Genomic DNA, 24,159 nt, shown 5'->3' on the forward strand with positions numbered 1-24,159 from the left:
GTTGCTTTCTCCTACCATGGGTTCATAAAAAACCGCCCATCCGGCATCCGGCTGTGATGGTATTCCAAAAAAAACTGGAGACAAGAATGAAATTGACACGCCGCACACTCCTCGCCAGCGCCATGCTGCTGGCCGCTTCCGCCACCACCTTCGCTACCTCGTCCGCGTTTGCCGCCAAGCCCCTCGTCATGGGATTTTCGCAGGTGGGCGCCGAGAGCGAATGGCGCACCGCCAATACCGTCTCCATCAAGGAGGCGGCCAAGAAGGATGGCGTCACCCTGAAATTTGCCGATGCGCAGCAAAAACAGGAAAACCAGGTCAAGGCCCTGCGCTCGTTCATCGCGCAAAAGGTCGACGTGATCGCCTTCTCCCCGGTCGTGGAATCGGGCTGGGATACCGTCTTGCGCGAAGCCAAGGCCGCCAAGATTCCCGTCATCCTGACGGACCGCGCCGTCAACGTGGCCGACAAATCGCTGTACGTGACCTTCATCGGTTCCGACTTCGTGGAAGAGGGCCGCCGCGCCGGTCAATGGCTGCTCGAGCACGCCAAGAAAACCCCGGACGCGCAACTGAACATTGTCGAACTGCAAGGCACGGTCGGTTCCGCGCCGGCCATCGACCGCAAGGAAGGCTTCCAGGAAGTCATCGGCAAGAATCCCAAGCTGAAGATCATCCGTTCGCAAACGGGCGACTTTACGCGCGCCAAGGGCAAGGAAGTGATGGAAGCGTTCCTGAAGGCCGAAGGCAAGAAGATCAACGTGCTCTACGCGCACAATGACGACATGGCCATCGGCGCCATCCAGGCCATCGAAGAAGCGGGCATGAAGCCGGGCAAGGACATCATCATCATCTCGATCGATGGCGTCAAAGGCGCGTTCGAGGCCATGATCGCCGGCAAGCTGAACGTCACCGTCGAATGCAGCCCGCTGCTGGGCCCGCAACTGATGTCCATCGCCCGCGATGTGGTGGCCGGTAAACCCGTGCCGGCGCGCATCACAACGGTGGAAGGCGTGTTCCCTGCCGAGGTGGCCGCCAAGGAATTCCCGAACCGTAAGTACTAAGCTTGCCGCATGATGAAGACGCAAGCGCATCACTCTGCCGCGCCAGCTCCCTTGCTGGAGTTGCGCGGCATCAGCAAGTCCTTTCCCGGCGTCAAAGCCCTCAGCGACGTTGCCCTGCGCCTGTATCCGGGTGAAGTGCACACTTTGATGGGGCAAAACGGCGCCGGAAAGTCGACCCTGATCAAGGTGCTGACGGGCGTCTACACGCCCGACAGCGGCCAGATTTTACTCGACGGCAAGCACATCGCCCCCGCGTCCACCTCGGATGCGCAGGCGCTCGGCATCAGCACCGTGTACCAGGAAGTCAATCTGTGTCCGAACCTGTCGGTGGCGGAAAACATCTTTATCGGCCGCTATCCGCGCCGCTTTGGGGCTATCGATTGGCGTTCCATGCAGCAACAGGCGCGTGCCTTGCTGCAGCAATTGCAGATCGATATCGATGTCACGGCGCAACTGTCCAGCTTTCCCTTGGCCATCCAGCAAATGGTGGCCATTTCGCGCGCGCTGAATATTTCGGCCCGCGTGCTGATCCTCGACGAACCCACGTCCAGCCTGGACGAGGCGGAAGTCCATCTGCTGTTTTCCGTGCTGCGCCGTCTGCGCGAGCAGGGCATGGCGATCCTGTTCGTGACCCACTTTCTCGACCAGACCTACGCTATTTCCGACCGCATCACGGTCATGCGCAATGGCGAGCGCGAAGGAGAGTATGCGTGCAGCGAACTGTCGCGCCTGGCGCTGGTGAACAAGATGATCGGCGTGGCGGCCGATACGCAGGCGCAAGAACTGGATCTGGCGCAAGAAGCGGGCGCCGCCAGCTTCGGCCCGACTGTGCTGGAAGCAACAGGACTGGGCCGCAAGGGCGCCTTGCTGCCCATGGATTTCCACATCCGCCAGGGTGAATTGCTGGGCCTGGCCGGCTTGCTCGGTTCTGGCCGTACGGAACTGGCGCGCTTGCTGTTCGGCGCCGACAAGGCCGACTCGGGCACGATCACCATGCAGGGCCAGCCGCGCCACTTCAATGTGCCGCGCGACGCGATTGCCCGCGATATCGGTTTCTGCTCGGAAGACCGCAAGCACGAGGGCGCGATTTTGTCGCTGTCCGTGCGCGAAAACATCATCCTGGCCTTGCAAGCCCGTACGGGCTTGCTGCGCGCCATCCCGTTCAAACGCCAGCAGGCGCTGGCCGACGAATATGTGAAGGCGCTCGGCATCAAGACGGCCAGCATCGAGACGCCGATCGGCAGCCTGTCGGGCGGCAATCAGCAAAAAGCCTTGCTGGCGCGCTGGCTGGTGACCTCGCCCGCCATGCTGATTCTCGACGAACCGACGCGCGGCATTGACGTGCGCGCCAAGCAGGAAATCATGAGCTATGTCAGCAAGCTGTGCCGCAAGGGCATGGCGATTCTGTTCATCTCGTCCGAACTGCCCGAAGTGCTGCGCTGCAGCGACCGTATTGTGGTCATGCGCGACCGCAAGGCGTGCGGCGACTATGCGCGCGGCGAACTCGATGACAGTTCCGTGCTGCAAGTGATTGCCGGAGAGACAGCATGAGCATGACCACATCGTCGCCCGCCGCCCCTGCGGCCCGGGCGGCTGCCACCACGGATTCTTCCATTGTGCATACCGTTTTACACCACCCCCTGAGCCGGCCCCTGGCCGCGCTGTGCTTGCTGCTGCTGGTCGATTTCTTTGCCATCCCCCGCTTTTTCCATCTGGAAATCCGCGATGGTCACCTGTACGGCAGCGTGATCGACATCGTCAACCGCGCAGCGCCGCTGATGCTGGCGGCTCTGGGCATGACCCTCGTCATCGCCACGCGCGGCATCGACATTTCCGTGGGCGCCGTCGTGGCCCTGTCCGGCACCGTGGCCGCCATGCTGATCGGCGGCACCATGGTGATGGACAACGGCGTGCCGACCTACGTGAGCAATATCCCCATGGGCTGGGCCCTGGCGGCGGCCCTGGGCGCGGCCCTGCTGTGCGGCGCCTGGAATGGCGTGCTGGTGGCGGGCCTGGGCTTGCAGCCCATCGTCGCGACCCTGATCCTGATGGTGGCCGGGCGTGGCCTGGCGCAATTGCTGACGGATGGCCAGATCGTCACCGTCTACTATCAACCGTTCTTTTTCATCGGCAGCGGCTACCTGTTCGGCTTGCCCTTTTCCCTGTTCCTCGTCGCGGCCGTGTTTATCATCACCGCCGTGCTGATGCGGAAAACCGCTTTGGGCCTGTTCATCCAGGCCGTCGGCATCAACCCCGTCGCCGCGCGTCTGGCCGGCATCCGGACGGCGACATTGATTTTCTTTGTCTACGTGTTTTGCGCCGCCTGCGCGGGCTTGTCGGGCTTGATGATCAGCTCGAACATCAAGAGCGCCGACGCGAATAATGCGGGCCTGATGCTGGAACTCGACGCCATCCTGGCCGTCACCCTGGGCGGCACCTCGCTGGCGGGCGGCAAGTTCAGCTTGATCGGCAGCATGATAGGCGCGCTCATCATCCAGACCCTGACGTACACCATTTATTCGCTTGGCGTGCCGCCCGAAGTGAACATGGTCGTCAAGTCGGTCGTCGTGTTCCTCGTCTGCCTGTCGCAATCGTCGGAATTCAAGCAATTGCTGCATCGGAGAAAAGCATGAAGGGCTTGCTGCACACCCCGTATTTCACCTCGCTCGTCACGGTCCTGCTGCTGGTGGTGATGCTGGGCCTGGGCGGCGCCGCCTATCCGGGCTTGCTGTCGACGCAAGTGATCTTTAACCTGTTGATCGATAACGCCTTTTTGCTGGTGATCGCCGTCGGCATGACCTTCGTCATCGTTTCCGGCGGCATCGACCTGTCCGTCGGTTCCGTGCTGGCCCTGTCGACCATGATCGCTGCCTGGCTGCTGAACGTGGCGCACTGGCCGCCGCTCCTGGTAATCGTCACCGTGCTGGCGCTGGGCACCGTGTTTGGCGCCGGCATGGGTGCGCTGATCCATTACTTCAAATTGCAGCCCTTCATCGTCACCCTGGCCGGCATGTTTCTGGCGCGCGGTTTGTGCTACTTGATCAGCATCAATTCCATCACCATAGCCGATCCGCTGTTCGTCGCCATGTCGCAGACGCAATTGGGCTTCCTCGGCGGTTTTGTGTCGCCCGGCGTCGTCATCGCCGTGCTGACGTTACTGCTGGCCATCTGGCTGGCGCACGCCACGCCGTTCGGCCGCGCCGTGTATGCGATCGGCGGCAACGAGCAGTCGGCTCTGATGATGGGCTTGCCCGTGGGCCGCACCAAGGTGCTGATCTACGCCTTCAGCGGCTTTTGCGCTTCGCTCGGCGGCGTGCTGTTTTCGTTCTACATGCTGTCCGGCTATGGCTTGCATGCGCAAGGCACGGAACTGGACGCGATTGCCGCCGTCGTCATCGGCGGCACCCTGCTCAGCGGCGGCTACGGCTACGTGGCGGGCGCGCTGTCCGGCGTGCTGGTGCTGGGCACCATCCAGACCCTGATCGCCTTCGACGGCACGCTCAGTTCGTGGTGGACCAAGATCGTCATCGGCGGCCTGCTGTTCGTCTTTTGCGTCGTGCAAAGACTGATGGCCATGGGCCAGAAAAATACCAAGGGGAGTTAATCTGATGTTCAAGCAACACACACGTGCCACCATCGGCATGGCGCTGGCGCTCGCCTGCGCGGCATGCGGCGCGCAGGCGGCCAACCCCATCGTGAAAAACATCTACACGGGCGACCCGGCCGCGCTGGTCGACAATGGCAGGGTGTATCTGTACGTCGGCCACGATGAGGCGAGCGCCACTGACACGGATTACCGCATGCATGAATGGCGCGTGTATTCCTCGTGCGACATGGCCAACTGGACGGACCACGGCTCGCCCGTGCGCTTTTCCACTTTTGCCTGGGCCGGCAAGGATGCCTGGGCCGGCGACATCGTCAAGCGCGACGGAAAATATTATTTCTACTCCACCGTCGACCACAAGACCATTCCCGGCAAGGCCATCGGCGTGGCCGTGTCCGACAGCCCGACGGGACCGTTCGTCGACGCGCGCGGCAGCGCCCTGATCACGAATGACATGACGAAGCAGACGGCGATCCCGTGGGACGACATCGACCCGGCCGTCTTCATCGATACGGATGGCCAGGCCTATCTTTACTGGGGCAACACGGTCTTGAAGTACGCCAAGCTGAAAGCCAACATGACGGAGCTGGACGGCCCGATTCTGACCTTCGGCATGGATGCGTTCACGGAAGCGGCGTATGTGCACAAGCATGCAGGCACGTATTACCTGTCGTACTCGCGCAACTTCCCCGAGGAAACAGCGTATTCGACGGGCCCGACGCCCACGGGGCCGTGGCATTTCCGCGGCACCATCATGGACAAGAATGCCGTCGTGAAAACCATCCACCAGGCCATCATCGAGTTCAACGGCAAGTCCTACATTTTCTATCACAACGACAAGTTGCCCGGCGGTGGAGAATACCGGCGTTCCGTGGCTGTGGAAGAGCTGAAATACAAGCCGGACGGCACGATCGAATTCATCCAGCAAACGGCTGGCCCGGCCGCCAACCCGAGCGCCGCCTGCAAGGCATCGTGACCGCTCGTTGACCACGCACAAAAAGGAGACACACCGATATCAATAAGATCGATCTCAGTGAGAAACTGATATCGATCATGATATGATTTATTCATGGATACCCTTAACCCCAACTGGTTCTTGCGAGCCCGCCTGAAGACGCGGCAATTGCTGCTGCTGATCGCCCTTGACGAGCAGCGCAACATCCACCGTGCGGCGGAAGAATTGCACATGACGCAGCCGGCCGCGTCCAAGCAAATCAAGGACCTGGAAGAGATGCTGGACGTGCGCCTGTTCGACCGCTTGCCGCGCGGCATGGAGCCGACCATCTACGGCGAAACGATGATACGCCACGCGCGCATGGCTCTGACGAGTCTATCCTTGGCGCATGACGACATCGTCGCCCTGAAATCAGGCCTGACGGGCCAGGTGGAAGTGGGCGTCATCATGACGCCGGCCATGGCCTTGCTGCCGCGCGCGATTGCCCGCATCAAGCAGCAGGCGCCGCTGATGCGCATCGGCGTGCATTTGGAACACAGCAACACCCTGATGGACATGCTGCAGCACGGTACCCTGGATTTCATGATCGGGCGCATCCTGGAAAAGGAAAGCAGCGCCGGCCTCATCTATGAAGAATTGACGGAAGAGCCGGCCAGCGCCGTGGCGCGCAATGGCCACCCGCTGCTGTCGCGCAAGAATCTGCAATTGAAGGACCTGGCGGCCCAGCCGTGGATATTGCCGCCGCAAGGCAGCATCCTGCGCCACCGTTTCGACATGATGTTCCGCCGCGCCAGCCTGGAGCCGCCCGTCGACGTGGTCGACACCACGGCCTTGCTGCTGATCACGTCATTGCTGCAGCAGACGGACTCGCTGCACGTGATGCCGACGGAAGTCGCCCATTACTATGAGTCGCTGAACGTGCTGAGCATTCTGCCCATCGAACTGCCGTGCAAGATGGATGCCTTCGGCATCATCCGCCAGCAGGATCATTTGCTGTCTCCGGGGGCGGATATGCTGTTGAAAGCGGTACGGGCGACGGCCGCCGACATGTATTGACCCGAGGCGGTGGTTGTGTCGGATTACGCGTTCCGCTAATCCGACCTACGCATGGTCCGGTGACTGGTAGGTCGGATTAGCCCGCAGGGCGTAATCCGACAATTGCCCGTTACGCCTAATCCGGCACCTCAAAGAAAAACAGCTGCACCAATCGTCCATTTTCCGGCGTGTCGCCAAACACATTGCTGATCGAGTGAAAGTAGTGGCCCTTGTAGACGATCAACCGGTTGTGGCGCATCGGCACTTCCAGCAGGGCTTGCCAACTGTCGCGCTGTTCCTGTAAGTCGTTGAATTTCTGTACTTTACTGTTCGGCAGCCAGCGTTTCTGGAAATCCTTGAAGCTGGCGTAGCCGCCCGCCTTGACGTCCGCCTCGGGCAGTCGCCGGTACCAGCCGCTGGGCTGGTGGCGCCAGAACGTGGTGCCGCCCTGGCACTGTTCGGGCGGGTTCAGATACAGCACGCCCGCATAGAAATTGAAATTGTTGCCCGTCTCGTTGTCCACGTGGATATCCGTGCGCGCCATCGCGTCCGCATAGCTGAGGCGATACGAGCCATTGTCGGGCGAGATGAAACGGATGGGGCGGCCCAGCGCCGTGGCGATGCGCTCCATGATGGCTTGGCTGGGCTGGCCCGCCGTCTGGCTGCCCGGATAATTCTGTCCCGCATAGCGCTGCTGCTCGAACGGTAAATTGAGCGCCTGGGCGCGCCAGGCGGCCGGATCGGGCAGGAAATCGTCGAGGATGTGCAGGTCGGTTTCACGGAAAAAATCGTGTATGTCATCTGCGACATTGAGCGGCGTCAATGTTTCTGCCTGTTCCGCTTGCGGACTGGCAAAGCCAATGCAGCACGTTTGCGCCAGCGCCGGATGCAGCGCCAGGGCTTGCGCATAGCGGGCCAAGGCCAGTTCCTGCTGTCCCGTGCGGTAATACAGCTCGGCCAGGCCTTGCAGGGTTTGCCAGCGCTGGGGGCGCAGGGCGTGGGCCCGTTCCAGTTCCGCGATGGTCTCCATCAGCCGCTGTTTCCCCATCAGCAATTCGGCATGGCTGATGGCGAAATCGTGTTCGTGCGGCGCCAGCCGCGCCGCCATGGCGTAGCTGGCCAGCGCCGCCTCGCTGTCCGTGCCGCGCAGCACGTTGCCGAGGTTGTAGTGGAACAGAGGGTTCTCCGGCTGCTGCCTGAGCGACAGTTTCAACAGGCCCAGGCCGAAGGCACCCTGGCCCAGTTCCAGCATCGCCAGGCCCTGGAAATGCTGCGCTTCGGCCAGGGCCGGGTCTTGTTGATACGCGGCCTGGTAGGCGTTGATCGCTTCGATCAGCTTGCCTTGCTGCTGCAGTTGCCGGCCCTTGGCCAGCTGTTGTTCCGCCAGTGTCTGTTCGCCCATGTCGCTATCCCGATGCAATGTGGCGAACAGTGTAACCGAGCTCGTTCTACAGCGCCTGGCTGACAGGAATTTCCTGTCCGTTCAGCTTGATCGCCACCTTGACGATCTGCGCCTTGACCTGGTTGCTGGCCATGTCCGCTTCCTGGGCGTAGGCATACACGATGATGGCGAAGTCCTTGTAGCCGCTGCGGGCCGCCTCGATCTTGCGCGCCGCCTCCTGGTCCACCTTCAGCAGCGCGTAGCCGTCGCCGTTGGTAAATGCCAGCTTGTAGTCGCCGTTGTCGTACATGTAGTAATACGTGCCCGCGTCGGCGAACTTGGCGGGGAAGGCGGCCTTGTCCATGGCGTACGGCGACAGCGCGCCCTGGCCGTTGATCTGATAGCGCAGGTAGCGTTTCGTTTTCGCTTCATTGACCTTGGCGTCGATCTGCGGTTTCAGCGCGTCGAGCACTTCCTGCTTGCGGAAGGCGTCGTTGCTGCCCGCATATTCGCGCGAGATGCGCTGCGCCACGGCCGCGTAGTCGGGCGGCACGCCGGACAGGGCGATGTAGCTGTACATCAGCTGGTTGCCGCTGGTGATGTCGATATAGCTGGCGTTTGGCGTGGCCGGGTCCGCTTGCGGCAGGCTGGCGGCCGCCGCTTTTACCTGGGCTTTGGCAGCCATGTCGGCGACATTCGCGGCGACGGGGGCGGAGGCGGCCGGTGTGGCGGTGTCGGTCTTGCCGCAGGCGGACAGGATCACGGCGATGGCGAGCAGGGCGGGCAGGGTACGGTTCATGATATTTCCTTTAGTGAATGTGTGAGGTGACTTAGCCGATGGTTTTACGTTTGTATTCGCCGACGCCATAAGCGGCCAGGACAATGCTGGCCGCCAGCACCAGGTAAAAGCCGATGCCGAACGAGAGTCCCTGCCACACTTGGCCCAGCATTTCGCTGGCCATCTGCTCGGCCATGCGGGCCGCGCGGCTGCCCATGATGCCGCCCATGGCGTTGCCCGCGTCGCTGACGGCGCTCTTGATCTTGATGAACAGCAAGCTGCTGTGGAGGACGATGAACAGCAGCGGCGCGCACTTGCCCAGCGCCGCTTTCGGGTGGTTGCTGGCCATGGTGGCGCAGCAGGCGGTAATGGCCAGCAGGAAGAAGAATTGGGCCGAGGTAAAACCGCTGCCGCCATCGCGGGCAAAACTTTCCAGGCTGTCGGCGGACAGGCCCAGCAGCTGCCAATAGGTGCGCGAGACGGAGGTGAACAAACGGATGCCGATGGTGTTGAAGATGAAGGCGCCGGCGATCAGCACGCCAAGAGCCCCCAGCACCTTGACGCCGAGCGCCGAGACGGCCCGGCCCCACAGTTGCTGCCCCTTGTCGCGCGCCAGCTTGGCGGCGCCGGCCATGTCTTCCTGCGCCAGCTGCTGGGCGGGAATGGCCGTGACGGTGGCGAGGCCGCCGGCGTCGTCGAAGCGCACGTCGACGACGGCGTTGATGGCGGGCGCCACGTCCGAGCGCCAGTGGGTGGCCACGTCGAAGGCATGCTGGATGCCGGCCACGCTGACGGAACCTTGTCCGCTTGCTTGGTAGGCGAGGATGCGGCCCCGTTGGCCGGTGGTAATGGTTGCTGCCGGGCTGGATGTGTGCATAAGATTTCCCTGGTCACTGTCATGCTGTATTGCATGTACCCACGGATAACGGGGGCAGTTCAGGGAAATCCAAAATTATTTGCAATTATTTTTTCGGTGGCTGTAATACGTCCTTGGCGGCGCCCTGATAATCCTTCATCAAGCCCATGAAAGCGTCCTGCAAATGGCGGGCCGCATCCTGCGGCGGCGCGCCCGTGCGCCGCGCCAGGTCGAATTTGTACGCATGGGCGGGGCTGTAGCCGGCTTGCGAGGCGGCGTCCAGCAGCACGCCCGCCCGTTTCAATGACGCCGGATCGCCCTTGACCATCAGCAATTCGGCCAGGTAGGTCTGGGCGATAGGAAAATCCTTGGCGGCCGCCTTTTCCAGCCATTGCATGCCCGCCTTCGGCTGTTTGATGCCCGCGTCGCCGCCGCCGATGCCATAGCCCAGGGCCGTCAGCGCCACCAAGTCTCCGCCGCGCGCGCGCTTTTCCAGCTGCTGGCGGGGAAACGGCCGTGCCGCGATCTGCATGCGGATTTCATAGTTGATGTCTTGCAGCACATTGCCTGGCCACACCTTGGCCCCCGGTGCGGCCGGCTTTTCCACCGCTGGGGCAGGCGCCGGGACCGGTGCGCGCATGCCGCCCTGTCCTTGCGCGCCGGCCAGCACGCTGGCTGGAGGCTGGCTGACGCCTTTGCCGCTGCCCATGTTCAGCACCAGGCGCGCCGACGTTTCGCCAAATGACACGCGCGGTTTTTGCACGTCGTGCGTCATGGTGGCGACCCTGGCCGCCACTTGCGAGAACACGTCGCTCATCGGCAGACCCGGGGCGTCGAGCGCGTCGAGCAGGGCGCTGGTATACGGGCTGTTGCGCGAATCGGGCGACCAGAAATCGCGCGCCAGGGCGCCGGGACCGGCAGAATAGGCGATCACCACGCCGCGTGGCGCTTGCGTGTCGGCAAAGCCGTGGCTGGCCGCATTGCCGCCGCCAGGGACCATCACGGCGCCGCCGCGCGTATATTCCTGGCGGCAAGCGTCGAGGATCAGCACAGCGCCGCGCGCGCCCGTGCGCTGCAGGTCGCCCGCCAGGCTGGAGACGGACACGCCCTGCGCGGCGATGGCCGCCGCACTGAGCGCATTCATGTTGGCGCCCAGCGGCAACACATAATTGGTTTCGCCCGCCTGTGCGCCGTGGCCCGCGTAAAACACGAGGGCGATATCGGCGCCGCGCGCCTGCGTGGAAAACTCGGCCGACGCCTTTTGCAGCTGTTGCGCATTGATGTCCGTGCGCAACAGCACTTCAAAGCCCAGGCGGCGCAGGCGCTCGGCCATGGCGCGCGCATCGTTCACGGGATTCAGCAACGGCTGCGGATAGGCCGCGTTGCCGATCACCAGGGCGATGCGCTTGCCGGGAGCCGCAGGCGCGGTGGCGTGCGCGACGTTGCTGAGCAGTAAAAAGAACAGGCTGAAAAACAGGGGAATCAGGCGTTGCATCGGGGTCTCGGGGATTGTCGTGAAAGTAACAAAAGTTAGCGATTTTTACTGTGATATGAGAAAATTGCCTAAATGCATTTTACCTTACTGACAAGTTTCTCTTGTCTGGCCAGCGCACGGTGGGTATCGCCGCCGGCCAGTGGCGCGTGCCGCCCAACACACGATCGGACCGGCTTTGCAATCGGAACAATTTGAACGGATTCATGACTTCTGGACGCGCCGCCAGCGGCTGACACAAGGCGAACTGGGCGAGTTTTACCAGCGCGTCATTGCCGCGCTGACGCCGTGCCGCCCGCGCGAGGCGGCCTCGCTCGGCGATTCGCTGGTTGACTTGCGCCACCAGTTTTTCATTGAAAAAGTCCTGCACGGCGACAGCGACGCCGCGCCCCACCACGTCGGCGCCTTGTACCTGTACTTCAAGCGCTTCATCATCGACCAGCTGCGCAAGCAGCGCGATGACGACGACGCCGATGCGCAGGAGGGCTGCGACTTGCAGGCACCCGACGCCTATGCCGAACCGCTGCGCGACTACCAGCTCACGCCGCAGCAAGTGCGCGAAGCGGCCGACGTGTTTATCGCCACCTTGCCCCGCGATTTGATCTTGCTGTTGCGCCATTGCGGCTGCGGCGGCATGCCCGTCAAGGAACTGGCAGAACAGATCGCTTCCGCGCATTATCACGGCGGAAAATTAGGTCTCGTGCACCGGCAGAAGGGCGAGCCCGCCAGCGCGGGACGGCAGATCGTCGAGCCTGCCCACCGCGCCACCTTGCTGGGCAGCTGGGTCTTGACCCTGCTCAAGCTGCGCGTGGGCGATGCGCTGACCGCGCGCGACCTGCAGGCGGCGCAAATAGTTTTGGATATTCTGTGCGTGGCCGCGTTATCCCTGCACATGGACCCTGTGTCCACCCACCCGAACCCTGATGAAAGGCCACCGGCATGACTGCATTGACGCCCTCGCTGGCCATCGTTGCCGCGCGCCTGCTATCGCCGCCGACTTCCGCCGAGCTGCTGGACGCGGACGTGGCGGGCACTAGCCCCGACTGGCGCGGCATTGCCGTGCCGGAACACTTGATGGAACGCTTTGCGCGCCGCAGCGACGCGGCGCCCTTGGCCGGGCGGCCCATCGCGGGCGGACAGATCCACCTGCTGGCGCGTTGTCCCGGCTTTGGCGCCGTGCTGCTCGACGCCTGGGACAGCACACGCCAGCGCTGGCGCGGCTGGCTCGTCACGCCGGACACGTCCTATGCCGATGCCTGCGGCCTCGTGGTCGAGGAGCGCGACGCGCCCGCCGACCCGCGCTCAGGCCTGGTGCTGTGCGACATGCCCGTGACTGTGGCCGTGACGGACCTGGGTGCCTGCCTGGGCGTGTTCAGCCAGGAGCGCCTGCAGGCCGCGCGCTGGCTGGAAACGCATGGCCGCGCCAATGGGGCCACGGCGGCGCCGGGCGTCATCGCCCGCGTGGCCTTGCCCGGCGACGATTACGCCTTGACGGGCACGCCCCTGTCGAGCGAGCTGGGCAAGGATGGCCGCGCGGCCTACCGGCAATTGCTGCGCCAGGGGCTGCAGCAGCTGCAGATCGCCCCGGCCGATGCCGCCGCGCCACAGGCGGCGCCAATCAAGGCAGCCAATGCGAACCGCTGGCTGAAAATTGTCACGGCCGTGGCCGCCAGCGTGATGGTGGTGCAATCGGCGTGGCTGTTCCTGCCGAAAGATCAGGCTGTCGTCGGCAATGCGGAATTCCGCAGCGGCAGTGGCAGCGGCGTCGAGACGGGCGTGCGCACGCGCGTGCTGTTCCGCGCCGAGGCGACGGAGGCGGAGATCCGCACCTGGCTGCAGCGCGAGCAGCTGGAAATCGTCGCCGGACCGGACACCCTGGGCGCCTTCACCGTGCTGTCGCGCAACCGCCAGAAAGTCTTGCCGCCGCCAGGCCCGGGCAATCCGCTGGCCGTCATCAATCCCTGAATCCTGAAATAAGAGAAAGTTATCGAGCATGACAACGTATAAGAGTTTTGCATCCGCGCACTGGCGCAAACTGGCCATGGGTGTGGCCGCCGGCGTCTTGCTGACGGGTTGCGCCATGACGCCGAACGGCCGTGGCGGCGTGATGATGGGCCTCGATACGGCCGAGCTGTTCGGCACGCCGCTGTCCACCTTCCGCCTGCGCGACGGCACGGAAGGCACCTTGCGCAAGGATCCGCAAGGCAAGTATTCGATCAAGCTGTCGCAGGCGTTTCGCGTCGTGCCGCTGGCCAACGCGATCACGGCCCGCGTGGCGCGCGTGGAAAACGTGGGCGAGCGCACGGTGGTGATCGTGGAAACGCAGGAGCGCGGCTGCGCCTACCGCTATGAAGTGCTGGCTTTCCAGGGCACGGACGTGCTGCAGTGGACGGTGGGCAATTGCAAGGACCGCCCCCGCGTGGAACTGGCGGCGGACGCGAAATCGCTGAATATCGACTTTCCCAACTACAACCGCCTGTCGCGCATGATCTACACGGACAACCGCCTGCTCAACGCCAGCGTGGCCGTGCCGCCCGGCGTCGATACCCGCGCCCAGCCGTTTGCCGACGACGGCTTGCGCGGTACCGGCCCCGTCATCGCCGTCACGCCCGGCAGCGACAGCGGCCGCGTGATTCCCGCGCCGCCGGCCCCGGCATCGGCCCCGGCCGCCGCGCCGAAAGCGGGCAGCCGCGCCAGCGCCAAGCCGCGCCGCCAGGAAACTCCGGCCAGGGCGGCGGCACCCGCCATCAGCGTGCCCGCCCCTCGCGGTGCCGCGCCGGCGGCCGCGCCGATGATCTTCCAGGCTGAAGAGATCAAGCCCGTCGTCATTGATCTGAGGAAATAAGATGGCCGCGAGTCTGCGCAGTCTGCAAATCCGGCAGACCTTGATCCTGATCGTCCTGACGATCATTTATTTGTGCTGCGAGCTGGGCTTCAATGCCCGTTTGCTCGACGTGGTGGGCGGCGACGTCAAGCCGCACGACGTGGAGGGCGTGGAATTCTATGGCCGCAGCCTGTCGGGCATCGCCGCCGCGCTGGTGGTGCTGCAACTGATGTGGCGCCGCCGGCTGAAGAACAATGGCAGCGGCCCCAGCTGGAAAAAGATCATCTTCTGCTGCATCGCCACGGCCGCGGTCGTGTTCGGCATCCTGAAGACGACGGTCACGGTGCTGGTGGAAACGCGCGATGCGCAATTTCGCCGCCTGGCCTTCAACACCACCCTGATGCAGCGCTCGCTGGTGGGCGGCAGCCTGCAATTGCAGGGCCTGGTCGACGATGCCACCCTGTTTGCCAAGCCGGAAGGCAAGGCTTTCCTCGCCCTGTTTCCGTTTCTGGCCGTGTCAGTGGGCCACCTCGACGAGCGCATGGAGCCGGCCAAGGAACAGTTGATCAATTTTAACGTCCGCAAGATCGCCGGCGGCGCGGCCGGCTACTACGACAAGTACCAGCAGGCGATCGGCGAAGTGCATGACAAGTGGAAATTGTATTCGGGTATCATTCCCGACGACGATGCGGGCTTGCGCCAGCAGCAGGAATCGGCGTGGAACGATTACCGGCAAAGCCTGTCGCGCCACGGCTGGCAGCCGCATTCCGTGCCGGCGCGGCGCAAGGCGGCCGTGGTCAACAATGTGCGCAAGAAGGTGCCCGTCTCGGCCAACTGGCACCCGGCCGACCAGCTATCGTTCCGCCTGGCCGTCAAGCGCCGCTATGCGTCGGAAGCGGCCGGCAAGGGCTTGACTATCAAGGGCGACCGCATTCCGCCCGGCCTGTCCTTCCCCGCCTTCGTCGCGCGCCCCGGCATCCAGGCCGTGCTGCGCGACGGGCCGGACGGCGGCGACGGCAGCGAAGCGAGCAAGGGCTTGCGGCTGCCCAAGGGCGCCGTGGTGCAGGACGCGTATGCGAGTCCCGCCGAGTTCAGCCGTCTGTTCGACCAGTTCGCCGCGCGCCAGACGGCGGAAAAGCTGGTCGAGTACCGTGCCAGCCGCAGCGACTTCGAAGTGCATGGCAAGTATTATGCGGAGGGCAAGGAAGCGGCGCGCGCGGCCATCGTGCCGCCCGTGGCCCTGTTCTTTTCGCTCCTGGGCGCCATCGGCCACTTTTCGAAACTGCTGTACCTGATCGCCACCGTGGGCTTGCTGGTGCTGGCGGCGCGCCGGGGCGAGCAGGCGGGCGCCGATGGCCAGCTGAGCCGGCGTTCCGCGTGGATCGCCACGGGCGTGCTGGCCGGCGCCTTCCTGGGAACCTGGGGCATTTTCAGCCTGTCGGACAACAATGTCACGAAGAGCGAGCTGTTCCGCCAGATGCTGGACTGGAACCGCCAGGCCGACGGCGACAGCACGCGCTGGCAAATCGCCGGCAAGGGCTTGCTGGCCAATATCACGCACGTGGTGGCGGTGGGGCAGGGCTACAGCTACCCCGTCAACGAAGCGATCCGCATCAATATTTTGCAGGGACTCGAATATGGTTATCACCCGGAAAAGAAATAAGGCGGCCGCCCTGGCCTTGCTGCTGTGCATGGCCAGCACGGCCGTCCAGGCCGACTGCCTGGGCATGAAGGTGCACGCCCACCGTGGCGCCGGCAATGCGCCGGAAAACTCGCTGAGCGCGCTGCGCAATACGTATTTCGGCACCTGGGACGGCGTCGAGACGGATTTGCAGCTGCTCGGTGACGGCAGCTGGGTGGTGCACCATGACCTGCTCACCGGCCGGGTCGTCGACACGGGATCGCCCCGCACCGTGAAACAATTGACGGCCGACGACTGGCGCGCGGCCAGCATGAAGAACCGTGGCGTGGCCACGCCGGAAACGCCGCCGTTCGTCAGCGATGTGGCCGACCTGGCCACCGCGTTCCCGGCCAAGACCCTGAATGCGGAAATCAAGGATGTCGTGCCGTCGTGCGCGCCCATCAATACGCTGGTGGCGCAGTTGCGCGCCAACATCAAGCATGGCAACTGGTTTTTGACCTCGGGCGTGCCGAACAACCTCGCTTGCGCGCGCCGCGCCGATCCGCACGGTTACCTCGGTCTGCTCGTGTTTGATGCGCGCAATGCGCAGGCGGCCGGAGCCAACCGGGTCAGCCGCTATATCGCGAAAAATGCCCGTCCGCCCAAGCTGGACAAGCCCTGGCTGCAGCGCGTGCAGCAGCAGATCGGCATGCCGACGGGCGTGCACGTGGACGCGCGCAGCCTCGACGCCAATCCGAATTTGCTGGCCGATGCGGCCAGCCTGAACATGCCCGTCTTCGTGTATGCCGTCGACGGCGACTCGGCCCTGGCCGCGTCCCTGCTGCGCGCCCAGCAGCGCAGCCACCGCTGGCCCAGCGGCGTCATCCTTGACGGCAATCCGGAAACGTTTTGCGCGATGATGAAGTAATCGCTTTGATTGACCGGGAGACCCTGCCATGACCCTGACACAGACCGCACAGACCGACCCTGCCGCCGCTCTTGCCCGCAGCGCCATCGGCGCCATGTTCTTTTCCCTGTTTGGCGGCCTGTGGGTGGCCGCCTGGTGCGTACAGACGTATGGCGCGCATCCCTTAAGGTTGCTGCCCATTGCCGCCGTCACCGTCCTGCTGTTCATGCTGGCGTGGCGTCAGTTCAGCCGCTACCGGGCCGCGCATGCGGCGGCGGAACAATCGCCGGAAGCGAAGCGCGCGGGCCGGCTGTTCAATATCGTGAACGCAGGGCAATGGATCGCCATCTTTATCGTCGGCAATGTCTTGAAAAACTTGGGCTTGCAGGCGTGGTTCATCCCCGCCGTCATTCTGATCGTGGGCCTGCATTTCTTTCCGCTGGCCTGGCTGTTCAAGGCGCGCCGCCACGTGGCCATCGGCATGGCCCTGTGCGTGTGGGCCATCGGCTATCCGTTCACCGTGCGCCATGGCCCCATCCATCCTATCGGCTGCCTCGGTGCCGGCCTGATCCTGTGAGTGGCGGCCCTGTCCGCCGTGCGCGCCGGTTTTGCCGTGCAGCAGAACACCTTCCAAGCCCAGAAGTAGCTGCGTCAGACGGCCCGCACAGGGCCGTTTTTATCCCCGTTCGGTCTCCGTTTTTTCTCTTTTCCTGCCTGTTTTTTGCGCATTGCAGCATCGATAATGTTTGCATCGCGCGCCCGGCTGGCCTATAAATGTAATCGATTACATTTATATGAAAAGCCCCATGCCGCCAGCCGTCCCGTCTTACTTGCCGACAGAAACCGTCTCCATCAGCGCCGTCGCCGCGCATGCGGGCGTGTCGGTGGCCACCGTCTCGCGCGTGATGAACGAGCAGGCAGGCGTGCGGGCGCCCACGCGCGACAAGGTGCTCGCGTCCGTGGCCGCGCTCGGCTACCGCATGAACCACCTGGCGCGCAGCCTGCGCACGGCCGAGAGCCGCATGCTGCTGACCATGGTGCCCGACGTGGGCAACCCTTTCTATGCGCAAATCGTGCGCGGCATCGACACGGTGGCGCGCGAACACGGCTACTTCGTCTTGCTGTGCGACACGGGCGCCGACGCGGGCCGCGAGCGCTCGTATTTTGACTTGCTGCGCATGCACCGCGCCGACGGCGCCATCTGCCTGGACCCGGACACGGTGCAGCATGCGCTGTCGCATGAATCCGTCAGCCTGCCGTGGGTGGCGTGCTGCGAATTCGACCCCGCCGTGGCCGTGCCCTATGTCGGCATCGACAACCACCGGGCCGCCTCCGACGCCGTCGCGCATCTGCTGTCGCGCGGCCATACGCGCATCGGCCTGATCAACTCCGATGAACGCTATCTGTACGCGCGGCAACGTCAGCAAGGCTATCTGGACACGCTGGCCGCCGCCAGCCTGCCCGTGCAGCCGCAATGGGTGCACACGGTGCAAAGCCTCGACTATGAAGCTGGCACGGCCGCCACGTTGCGCATGATGGCGGGGTCCGATGCGCCGACGGCCATCTTTGCCGTCTCCGACACCCTGGCCATTGGCGTGCTGAGCGCGCTGCGCCAGCTGAAAAAACGCGTGCCCGAAGACGTGGCCGTCATCGGCTTCGATGATATCGCCATCGCCGCGCAGATCGACCCGGGTTTGACCACCATCGCGCAGCCGATGCGCGAACTGGGCGAGACGGCGGCGCGCCTGCTGCTGCAGCGCTTGGCGGACCCGGCAGCCAGCGTGCCGGGCGTGTTGCTGGAACATAACTTGGTCTTGCGAGGGAGTGCATAGTGAGCGTTGCCGTCGGTTTCGAGGGGGTGTGCAAGGATTTCGGCCCCGTGCGCGTCTTGCATGGCGTCAGTTTTACCCTGGCGCCGGGACGCGTGTATGGCTTGCTGGGTGAAAATGGCGCCGGCAAGTCGACCCTGATGAAAATCCTCGCCGGCTACGAGAGCGTGAGCGAAGGCCAGCTGCTGATCGATGGCCAGCCCCGGCGCTTCGCCAGTTCGCGCGCGGCGGAGAGCGCCGGCATCGTGCTGATCCACCAGGAATTCAACCTGGCCGAGCACCTGACGGTGGCGCAAAACATGTTTTTAGGCCACGAAAAGACGCGCGGCTGGCTGCTGGACGAGGCGGCCATGCGCGAAGAAGCGTCGCGCTATCTGAAACAGGTGGGGCTGGACGTCTCGCCCGACATCAAAATACGCGACCTGATCGTCGCCGAGAAACAGCTGGTGGAAATCGCCAAGGCCCTGTCGCGCCGCGCCCGCTTTTTGATCATGGACGAACCGACGGCCACCCTGACGTCGTCGGAAACCCAGCGCCTGTTCGCCGTGATGGCCCAACTGAAGGCGGACGGCGTCACCATCCTCTATATTTCCCACAAGCTCGACGAAGTGGAGCGCAATACGGACGAGGTCATCGTCATGCGCGACGGGCGTTTCGTCACGCGCGAGCCGACGGCCAGCCTCACGCGCCAGCAGATGGCGAACCTGATGGTGGGGCGCGAATTGTCCGACATGTTCCCCGCGAAAGTGCCGCTGGCGCCGGATGCCCCGATCCTGCTGAAGGTCGATGGCTTGAGCGTGCCCGGCTGGGCGAAAGCGCTGTCGTTCGAGGTGCGCGGGGGCGAAGTGCTGGGCTTTGCGGGCCTGGTGGGCGCGGGGCGCACGGAATCGTTCGAGGCGCTGCTGGGCTTGCGTCCGCGCAGCGCGGGCACGATCCATCTCAATGGCCAGCCCGTGGATATCCGCACGCCCAGGCAAGCGATGCAGCACGGCATGACCTATCTGAGCGAAGACCGCAAGGGAAAAGGACTGCACGTGAACCTGGGCTTGCGCGAAAACCTCACCATGATGACGATGGAGCGCTATGCGCGGCCGTGGCTCGATGTGAAGGGCGAGAAACAGGCGCTGGCCAGGGCCGTCGAGGATTTCAATATCCGCACGGGCGACCTGGACAGCCGCGCGCGCATGCTGTCCGGCGGCAACCAGCAAAAGCTGGCGCTGGCGAAATACCTGCATTCGGACCCCCGCGTCGTCGTGCTCGATGAACCGAGCCGTGGCGTGGACGTGGGCGCCAAGCGCGATATTTACTTTCTGATCCACCGCCTGGCCGCCGAAGGGCGTGCCGTGATCGTGATTTCATCGGAACTGATCGAATTGATCGGCCTGTGCCACCGGGTCGCCGTGATGCGCGCCGGCACCTTGCAAGCCACCCTGTCTGCTGACCACCTGACCGAAGAGGAGTTGATTGCCCATGCAACCGGCACGCACTGACACCACCGTATCTCCAATCTCCCGATTCGGCGCGCGCATCAAGGGCTTCGGCCCCGTGCTGGGATTGTTATCTCTGTGCATCGCGGGCACCTTGCTCAATGGCGACTTCGCCACCATGGACAACCTGATGAACGTGCTCACGCGCACGGCCTTTATCGGCATCATCGCCGTCGGCATGACCTTCGTCATCATCTCGGGCGGCATCGATCTGTCGGTCGGCTCCATGGCGGCGCTGATCGCTGGCTGCATGATTTATTTCATGAATGCGCTGGCGCAAGGCGCGGGCGGCGACCTGGCACCGATCACCATGCTGGTGCTGGGCATCGCCATGGCCTTGATCCTCGGTGCCGGCTTCGGCCTGATGCACGGTTTATTAATCAGCAAGGGCAATATCGAACCGTTCATCGTCACCCTGGGCACCTTGGGCATCTTCCGCGCCGTCTTGACGTATTTGGCCGACGGCGGCGCGCTGACCCTGGACGCCACGCTGTCCGAGCTGTACAGCCCCGTCTATTACACGAGCGTGCTTGGCGCGCCGATCCCGATCTGGATTTTCCTGTTCGTCGCCGCCGCCGGCGCCATCATCCTCAACCGCACGACGTTCGGCCGCCACGTGCAGGCGATTGGTTCCAACGAGCAAGTGGCGCGTTATGCGGCCATCAACGTCGACAAGGTGAAAATCGCCACCTACATGCTGCTGGGCGTCTGCGTGGGCATCGCCACGGTGCTGTACGTGCCGCGCCTGGGCTCGGCCACGCCGACGACGGGCTTGCTGTGGGAACTCGAAGCGATCGCCGCCGTCGTCGTGGGCGGCACGGCCCTGAAAGGGGGAGAAGGGCGCATCATCGGCACCGTGATCGGCGCCATCCTGCTCTCCGTGATCAGCAATATCCTGAATTTGACCAGCATCATCAGTGTCTACCTGAATGCCGCAGTGCAAGGCGTGGTGATCATCGCCGTCGCCTTCCTGCAGCGAGGCCGCAAATAAAACAAGAGCGGCGTTCTGAAAGGGCGGCCAACGGGCGCCCACAACCTTGGAGGAGAGCAGCATGAAGAGCTTTATACGGGTAGCAGGAATGGCAGTGCTGGTGATGCAGGCGTGGGCGCTGCCGATGGGGCCGGCGCAAGCCGCTGACAAGCTCGTCGTCGGCGTGGCCATCCCCACGGCCACGCACAGTTTTACCTCGGGCATCGTGTGGTGGGCCAACCAGGCCAAGGCGGAGCTGGAAAAAGCGCATCCGGGGCTGAAAATCATCGTCAAGACGGCCGCCACGGCGCCCGAACAGGCGAACCAGCTGCAGGATATGTTGACGGTGAACAAGATCAACACCCTGGTGATCTTCCCCATCGAATCGGCCTCGCTGACGCAGCCCGTGGCGCAGGTGAAGAACAAGGGCGTGTACGTGACGGTGGTGGACCGCGGCTTGACGAACACGCAGTCGCAGGATGCGTACATTGCGGGCGACAACACGGCCTTCGGCAAGCTGCCGGCCGAATACCTGGCGAAAAGCCTGAATGGCAAGGGCAATATCGTCGTGCTGCGCGGCATGCCGACCACCCTCGACAACGAGCGCTTTGACGCGTTTTCCGCAGTCATGAAGGGCCATCCCGAGATCAAGGTCCTGGATGCCAAGTATGGCAACTGGAACCGCGACGATGCCTTCAAGGTCATGCAGGATTATCTGACCCGTTTCAAACAGATCGACGCCGTCTGGGCCGCCGATGACGACATGGCCATCGGCGTGCAGAAAGCCATCGCGCAAGCCAAGCGCACGGACATCAAGCAGGTGTTCGGCGGTGCCGGCGCGAAGGGCGCGGTGAAAAAGATCATGGACGGTTCCGACCCGCTGATCGTGGCCGACGTGTCCTACTCGCCGAAGTTCATGTACGACGCCATCAAGCTGACGACGGAAGCGCGCCTGAAAGGTGATAAATTGCCGGCCAATACGATCATCCCGTCGGTGCTGATCACGCGCGAGAACGCCAAGCAGTTTTACTTTCCGAACTCGCCTTTTTAAAATCTGGGGTCAGACCCCCTCGCTCGCAATGACCTTTGCGTTAGCGGCATTGAGGGTCTGACCCCGGCTTTCTCCAACAGGACATTGACATGAAAACCATCCAGGGCCCGGCCATCTTCCTGGCCCAGTTTCTCGGCGACGAGCCGCCGTTCGACTCGCTCGAGCACCTGGCGCAATGGGCGGCCGGCCTGGGCTACAAGGGCTTGCAGCTGCCGACGGCGCCGCGTTTGTTCGACCTGGAGCAGGCGGCCGCCAGCCAGCAGTACTGCGACGACGTGGTCGCCTTGCTGGCGCGCCATGGCTTGCAGGTGACGGAATTGTCGACGCATTTGCAGGGCCAGCTGATCGCCGTGCATCCGGCCTACGACGCGCTGTTCGACGGCTTTGCGCCAGAACAGGTCCGCGGTGATCCTGCCGCGCGCACGGCCTGGGCCACGCAGCAGCTGCTGTGGGCGGCCACCGCCTCGCGGCGCCTGGGTTTGCAGGCGCACGTGACGTTTTCCGGCGCGCTGGCCTGGCCGTATCTGTATCCGTGGCCGCAGCGCCCGGCCGGACTGGTGGAAACGGCATTCGCGGAACTGGCCAGGCGCTGGCTGCCCATCCTCGACGCGTTCGATGCGGCCGGCGTGGACCTTTGCTATGAATTGCATCCGGGCGAGGACTTGCACGACGGCGTGACGTTCGAGCGTTTCCTGGCCGCCGTCCATGATCACCCGCGCGCATCGATTTTGTACGACCCCAGCCATTTCGTGCTGCAGCAGCTCGATTACCTGGCGTTCATCGACATTTATCATGCGCGCATCAAGGCCTTCCACGTCAAGGACGCGGAGTTCCGGCCCAACGGGCGCCAGGGCGTGTATGGCGGCTATGGCGACTGGCAAGACCGGGCCGGGCGCTTCCGCTCGCTCGGTGACGGGCAGATCGACTTCAAGGCCATCTTTTCCAAGATGGCGCAGTATGACTTTCCGGGCTGGGCCGTGCTGGAATGGGAATGCTGTTTGAAACACCCGGAGGACGGGGCGGCCGAAGGGGCGCGTTTCATCCGTGACCACATCATCCACGTGGCCGAACATGCGTTCGACGATTTCGCGGGCAGCGCCGTAGACCAGGGCCAGATCAACCATTTGTTGGGATTGAAATAGGGAGACGACATGCAGCGACGCTTACGGCTGGGCATGGTAGGGGGCGGGCAGGGCGCATTCATCGGCGCCGTGCACCGCATCGCGGCGCGCATCGACGACCAGTACGAACTGGTGGCGGGCGCCCTGTCGTCCGACCCGCAGCGCGCGCGCGACAGCGGCGCGGCGCTGCACCTGGCGCCCGACCGTTGCTACAGCGATTACCGCGCCATGGCGCAGGCGGAAAGCGCGCGCCCGGACGGCATCGAAGCGGTGGCCATCGTCACGCCGAATCACCTGCATGCGCCCGTCGCCACGGCGTTCCTGGAAGCGGGCATCCACGTGATCTGCGACAAGCCGCTGGGCATCTCTCTGGCTGAGGGGCAGGCGCTGGCCGCGCTGGCCAAGCAGAAAAACTTGCTGTTTGCGCTCACGCACACCTACAGCGGCTACCCGCTCTTGCGCCATGCGAAAGCCATGGTCGAGGCGGGTGACATCGGCGAATTGCGCCTCGTGCAAGTCGAATATTCACAGGACTGGCTGGCCGACGCCATCGCGGCGGGCGGCATGAACGAGGGCAACTGGCACAACGACCCGCTGAAAGCAGGCCCGGGCGGCACCCTGCTCGACGTGGGCTTGCACGCGTATCACCTGGCGCAGTTCGTCAGCGGCCTGACGCCGCATGCCGTGCTGGCGGAATTGTCGACTTTTGTTCCGCACCGCACCCTGGACGACCACGTGCAGGTGATGCTGCGCTATGCGAATGGTGCCAAGGGCACCCTGTGGGCGAGCCAGGTGGCGACCGGTTGCGAAAACACGGTGCGATTGCGCCTGTTCGGCAGCAAGGCGCAGCTGGACTTTGACCAGGAACAACCTAATGAGCTGTGGTTCACGCCGCAGGGCGGCAACCGCCAGCTGCTGCGCCCGGGGCGGGTCGACAGCGCCGCCGCGCGCCACGCCACGCGCGTGCCGGCCGGCCACCCGGAAGGGTATCTGGAAGCGTTCGCCCAGTTGTACCTGGATGCGGCCCTGGCCATTCGCGCCCTGCAGGCGGGGACGCCGATACCGGAAGCGGCGCGCTGGCTGCCGACGGTGGCCGATGGCGTGGCGGGCCTGGCCTTTGCGGAGGCCGTGCTGCGCAGCCATGCGGGAGGGGGGCGCTGGACGACCCTGGCAAGCTGACTGTTACA

General features: G+C 64.0%; 22 protein-coding genes. 18 read left to right on the forward strand and 4 right to left on the reverse strand.

The features are described 5' to 3' along the window. Positions 1 to 86 precede the first annotated feature (86 nt). The 6 genes from JAB4_RS02390 to JAB4_RS02415 all read left to right on the forward strand — a co-directional run bounded on the left by JAB4_RS02390 (position 87) and on the right by JAB4_RS02415 (position 6,676). A complete protein-coding gene (locus tag JAB4_RS02390; RefSeq protein ID WP_070219034.1) occupies positions 87 to 1,061 on the forward strand; it encodes an ABC transporter substrate-binding protein in 975 nt (324 codons plus the stop codon). Positions 1,062 to 1,070: 9 nt separating this feature from the next. Then, on the forward strand, positions 1,071 to 2,612 hold the full coding sequence (locus JAB4_RS02395; RefSeq protein WP_227742083.1) for a sugar ABC transporter ATP-binding protein: 1,542 nt from the start codon (positions 1,071 to 1,073) through the stop codon (positions 2,610 to 2,612). Next, positions 2,609 to 3,694: an ABC transporter permease gene (locus tag JAB4_RS02400; protein WP_070300408.1), complete on the forward strand. Its 1,086-nt coding sequence runs from the start codon at positions 2,609 to 2,611 to the stop codon at positions 3,692 to 3,694. Before JAB4_RS02395 ends, JAB4_RS02400 begins: the two co-directional genes overlap by 4 nt. Further along, entirely contained in the window at positions 3,691 to 4,665 is a 975-nt protein-coding gene (gene yjfF, locus JAB4_RS02405; protein ID WP_070219036.1) for a galactofuranose ABC transporter, permease protein YjfF, read from the forward strand. The genes JAB4_RS02400 and yjfF overlap by 4 nt, the downstream gene beginning before the upstream one ends. A 4-nt stretch (positions 4,666 to 4,669) precedes the next feature. Next, the gene (locus tag JAB4_RS02410) at positions 4,670 to 5,641 is read left to right on the forward strand and encodes a glycoside hydrolase family 43 protein (RefSeq protein ID WP_070219037.1); all 972 of its coding nucleotides are present in this window, start codon (positions 4,670 to 4,672) and stop codon (positions 5,639 to 5,641) included. A 93-nt stretch (positions 5,642 to 5,734) separates the two neighbouring features. Then, positions 5,735 to 6,676 (forward strand): LysR family transcriptional regulator, encoded by a 942-nt coding sequence (locus tag JAB4_RS02415; RefSeq protein WP_070219038.1) that lies wholly within the window; start codon positions 5,735 to 5,737, stop codon positions 6,674 to 6,676. Positions 6,677 to 6,791: 115 nt separating this feature from the next. On the opposite strand, the gene JAB4_RS02420 is transcribed toward JAB4_RS02415, so the two are convergent. The 4 genes from JAB4_RS02420 to JAB4_RS02435 form a co-directional block, all read right to left on the reverse strand. After that, positions 6,792 to 8,057 carry a DUF6445 family protein gene (locus tag JAB4_RS02420; RefSeq protein ID WP_070219039.1) on the reverse strand — a complete coding sequence of 422 codons (1,266 nt, stop codon included), beginning with the start codon at positions 8,055 to 8,057 and terminating at the stop codon, positions 6,792 to 6,794. A gap of 46 nt (positions 8,058 to 8,103) precedes the next feature. Continuing rightward, positions 8,104 to 8,835: a hypothetical protein gene (locus JAB4_RS02425; protein ID WP_070219040.1), complete on the reverse strand. Its 732-nt coding sequence runs from the start codon at positions 8,833 to 8,835 to the stop codon at positions 8,104 to 8,106. Positions 8,836 to 8,866: 31 nt separating this feature from the next. Then, complete coding sequence (locus tag JAB4_RS02430; RefSeq protein ID WP_070219041.1) at positions 8,867 to 9,691, reverse strand: hypothetical protein; 825 nt, start codon at positions 9,689 to 9,691, stop codon at positions 8,867 to 8,869. A gap of 85 nt (positions 9,692 to 9,776) precedes the next feature. Then, the gene (locus tag JAB4_RS02435; protein ID WP_070219042.1) at positions 9,777 to 11,165 is read right to left on the reverse strand and encodes a caspase family protein; all 1,389 of its coding nucleotides are present in this window, start codon (positions 11,163 to 11,165) and stop codon (positions 9,777 to 9,779) included. 175 nt (positions 11,166 to 11,340) lie between these two features. On the opposite strand from JAB4_RS02435, the gene JAB4_RS02440 reads away from it, so the two are divergent. The 12 genes from JAB4_RS02440 to JAB4_RS02495 all read left to right on the forward strand — a co-directional run bounded on the left by JAB4_RS02440 (position 11,341) and on the right by JAB4_RS02495 (position 24,151). Continuing rightward, entirely contained in the window at positions 11,341 to 12,105 is a 765-nt protein-coding gene (locus tag JAB4_RS02440) for a hypothetical protein (RefSeq protein ID WP_070300410.1), read from the forward strand. Continuing rightward, positions 12,102 to 13,127: a hypothetical protein gene (locus JAB4_RS02445; RefSeq protein ID WP_070219044.1), complete on the forward strand. Its 1,026-nt coding sequence runs from the start codon at positions 12,102 to 12,104 to the stop codon at positions 13,125 to 13,127. Before JAB4_RS02440 ends, JAB4_RS02445 begins: the two co-directional genes overlap by 4 nt. A 28-nt stretch (positions 13,128 to 13,155) precedes the next feature. Continuing rightward, positions 13,156 to 14,007: a hypothetical protein gene (locus JAB4_RS02450; protein ID WP_070219045.1), complete on the forward strand. Its 852-nt coding sequence runs from the start codon at positions 13,156 to 13,158 to the stop codon at positions 14,005 to 14,007. Position 14,008: 1 nt separating this feature from the next. Beyond that, a complete protein-coding gene (locus JAB4_RS02455; RefSeq protein ID WP_227742084.1) occupies positions 14,009 to 15,649 on the forward strand; it encodes a hypothetical protein in 1,641 nt (546 codons plus the stop codon). Beyond that, positions 15,624 to 16,535 carry a glycerophosphodiester phosphodiesterase gene (locus tag JAB4_RS02460; protein WP_070219046.1) on the forward strand — a complete coding sequence of 304 codons (912 nt, stop codon included), beginning with the start codon at positions 15,624 to 15,626 and terminating at the stop codon, positions 16,533 to 16,535. The genes JAB4_RS02455 and JAB4_RS02460 overlap by 26 nt, the downstream gene beginning before the upstream one ends. Positions 16,536 to 16,563: 28 nt before the next feature. After that, on the forward strand, positions 16,564 to 17,091 hold the full coding sequence (locus tag JAB4_RS02465; RefSeq protein ID WP_070219047.1) for a hypothetical protein: 528 nt from the start codon (positions 16,564 to 16,566) through the stop codon (positions 17,089 to 17,091). A 229-nt stretch (positions 17,092 to 17,320) separates the two neighbouring features. After that, positions 17,321 to 18,346, forward strand: coding sequence for a LacI family DNA-binding transcriptional regulator (locus JAB4_RS02470; RefSeq protein WP_070219048.1), 1,026 nt, complete (start codon positions 17,321 to 17,323; stop codon positions 18,344 to 18,346). Next, positions 18,346 to 19,833, forward strand: coding sequence for a sugar ABC transporter ATP-binding protein (locus tag JAB4_RS02475; RefSeq protein WP_070219049.1), 1,488 nt, complete (start codon positions 18,346 to 18,348; stop codon positions 19,831 to 19,833). The genes JAB4_RS02470 and JAB4_RS02475 overlap by 1 nt, the downstream gene beginning before the upstream one ends. Further along, the gene (locus JAB4_RS02480; RefSeq protein ID WP_070219050.1) at positions 19,814 to 20,821 is read left to right on the forward strand and encodes an ABC transporter permease; all 1,008 of its coding nucleotides are present in this window, start codon (positions 19,814 to 19,816) and stop codon (positions 20,819 to 20,821) included. Before JAB4_RS02475 ends, JAB4_RS02480 begins: the two co-directional genes overlap by 20 nt. 88 nt (positions 20,822 to 20,909) lie before the next feature. Then, the gene (locus JAB4_RS02485) at positions 20,910 to 21,851 is read left to right on the forward strand and encodes a substrate-binding domain-containing protein (RefSeq protein WP_227742160.1); all 942 of its coding nucleotides are present in this window, start codon (positions 20,910 to 20,912) and stop codon (positions 21,849 to 21,851) included. An 89-nt stretch (positions 21,852 to 21,940) separates the two neighbouring features. Continuing rightward, the gene (locus JAB4_RS02490) at positions 21,941 to 22,993 is read left to right on the forward strand and encodes a sugar phosphate isomerase/epimerase (protein ID WP_070219052.1); all 1,053 of its coding nucleotides are present in this window, start codon (positions 21,941 to 21,943) and stop codon (positions 22,991 to 22,993) included. A gap of 9 nt (positions 22,994 to 23,002) precedes the next feature. Then, a complete protein-coding gene (locus JAB4_RS02495) occupies positions 23,003 to 24,151 on the forward strand; it encodes a Gfo/Idh/MocA family oxidoreductase (protein ID WP_070219053.1) in 1,149 nt (382 codons plus the stop codon). Positions 24,152 to 24,159: the final 8 nt, after the last annotated feature.

Source organism: Janthinobacterium sp. HH102 (genome assembly GCF_001758625.2).
Taxonomy (GTDB): Bacteria; Pseudomonadota; Gammaproteobacteria; order Burkholderiales; family Burkholderiaceae_D; genus Janthinobacterium.

Bases quoted from the DNA above. Each gene is read 5' to 3' on its own strand.
- JAB4_RS02390 (WP_070219034.1), top strand. From the start codon at position 87: ATGAAATTGACACGCCGCACACTCCTCGCCAGCGCCATGCTGCTGGCC.
- JAB4_RS02395 (WP_227742083.1), top strand. From the start codon at position 1,071: ATGATGAAGACGCAAGCGCATCACTCTGCCGCGCCAGCTCCCTTGCTG.
- JAB4_RS02400 (WP_070300408.1), top strand. From the start codon at position 2,609: ATGAGCATGACCACATCGTCGCCCGCCGCCCCTGCGGCCCGGGCGGCT.
- yjfF (WP_070219036.1), top strand. From the start codon at position 3,691: ATGAAGGGCTTGCTGCACACCCCGTATTTCACCTCGCTCGTCACGGTC.
- JAB4_RS02410 (WP_070219037.1), top strand. From the start codon at position 4,670: ATGTTCAAGCAACACACACGTGCCACCATCGGCATGGCGCTGGCGCTC.
- JAB4_RS02415 (WP_070219038.1), top strand. From the start codon at position 5,735: ATGGATACCCTTAACCCCAACTGGTTCTTGCGAGCCCGCCTGAAGACG.
- JAB4_RS02420 (WP_070219039.1), bottom strand. From the start codon at position 8,057: ATGGGCGAACAGACACTGGCGGAACAACAGCTGGCCAAGGGCCGGCAA.
- JAB4_RS02425 (WP_070219040.1), bottom strand. From the start codon at position 8,835: ATGAACCGTACCCTGCCCGCCCTGCTCGCCATCGCCGTGATCCTGTCC.
- JAB4_RS02430 (WP_070219041.1), bottom strand. From the start codon at position 9,691: ATGCACACATCCAGCCCGGCAGCAACCATTACCACCGGCCAACGGGGC.
- JAB4_RS02435 (WP_070219042.1), bottom strand. From the start codon at position 11,165: ATGCAACGCCTGATTCCCCTGTTTTTCAGCCTGTTCTTTTTACTGCTC.
- JAB4_RS02445 (WP_070219044.1), top strand. From the start codon at position 12,102: ATGACTGCATTGACGCCCTCGCTGGCCATCGTTGCCGCGCGCCTGCTA.
- JAB4_RS02450 (WP_070219045.1), top strand. From the start codon at position 13,156: ATGACAACGTATAAGAGTTTTGCATCCGCGCACTGGCGCAAACTGGCC.
- JAB4_RS02455 (WP_227742084.1), top strand. From the start codon at position 14,009: ATGGCCGCGAGTCTGCGCAGTCTGCAAATCCGGCAGACCTTGATCCTG.
- JAB4_RS02460 (WP_070219046.1), top strand. From the start codon at position 15,624: ATGGTTATCACCCGGAAAAGAAATAAGGCGGCCGCCCTGGCCTTGCTG.
- JAB4_RS02465 (WP_070219047.1), top strand. From the start codon at position 16,564: ATGACCCTGACACAGACCGCACAGACCGACCCTGCCGCCGCTCTTGCC.
- JAB4_RS02470 (WP_070219048.1), top strand. From the start codon at position 17,321: ATGCCGCCAGCCGTCCCGTCTTACTTGCCGACAGAAACCGTCTCCATC.
- JAB4_RS02480 (WP_070219050.1), top strand. From the start codon at position 19,814: ATGCAACCGGCACGCACTGACACCACCGTATCTCCAATCTCCCGATTC.
- JAB4_RS02485 (WP_227742160.1), top strand. From the start codon at position 20,910: ATGGCAGTGCTGGTGATGCAGGCGTGGGCGCTGCCGATGGGGCCGGCG.
- JAB4_RS02490 (WP_070219052.1), top strand. From the start codon at position 21,941: ATGAAAACCATCCAGGGCCCGGCCATCTTCCTGGCCCAGTTTCTCGGC.
- JAB4_RS02495 (WP_070219053.1), top strand. From the start codon at position 23,003: ATGCAGCGACGCTTACGGCTGGGCATGGTAGGGGGCGGGCAGGGCGCA.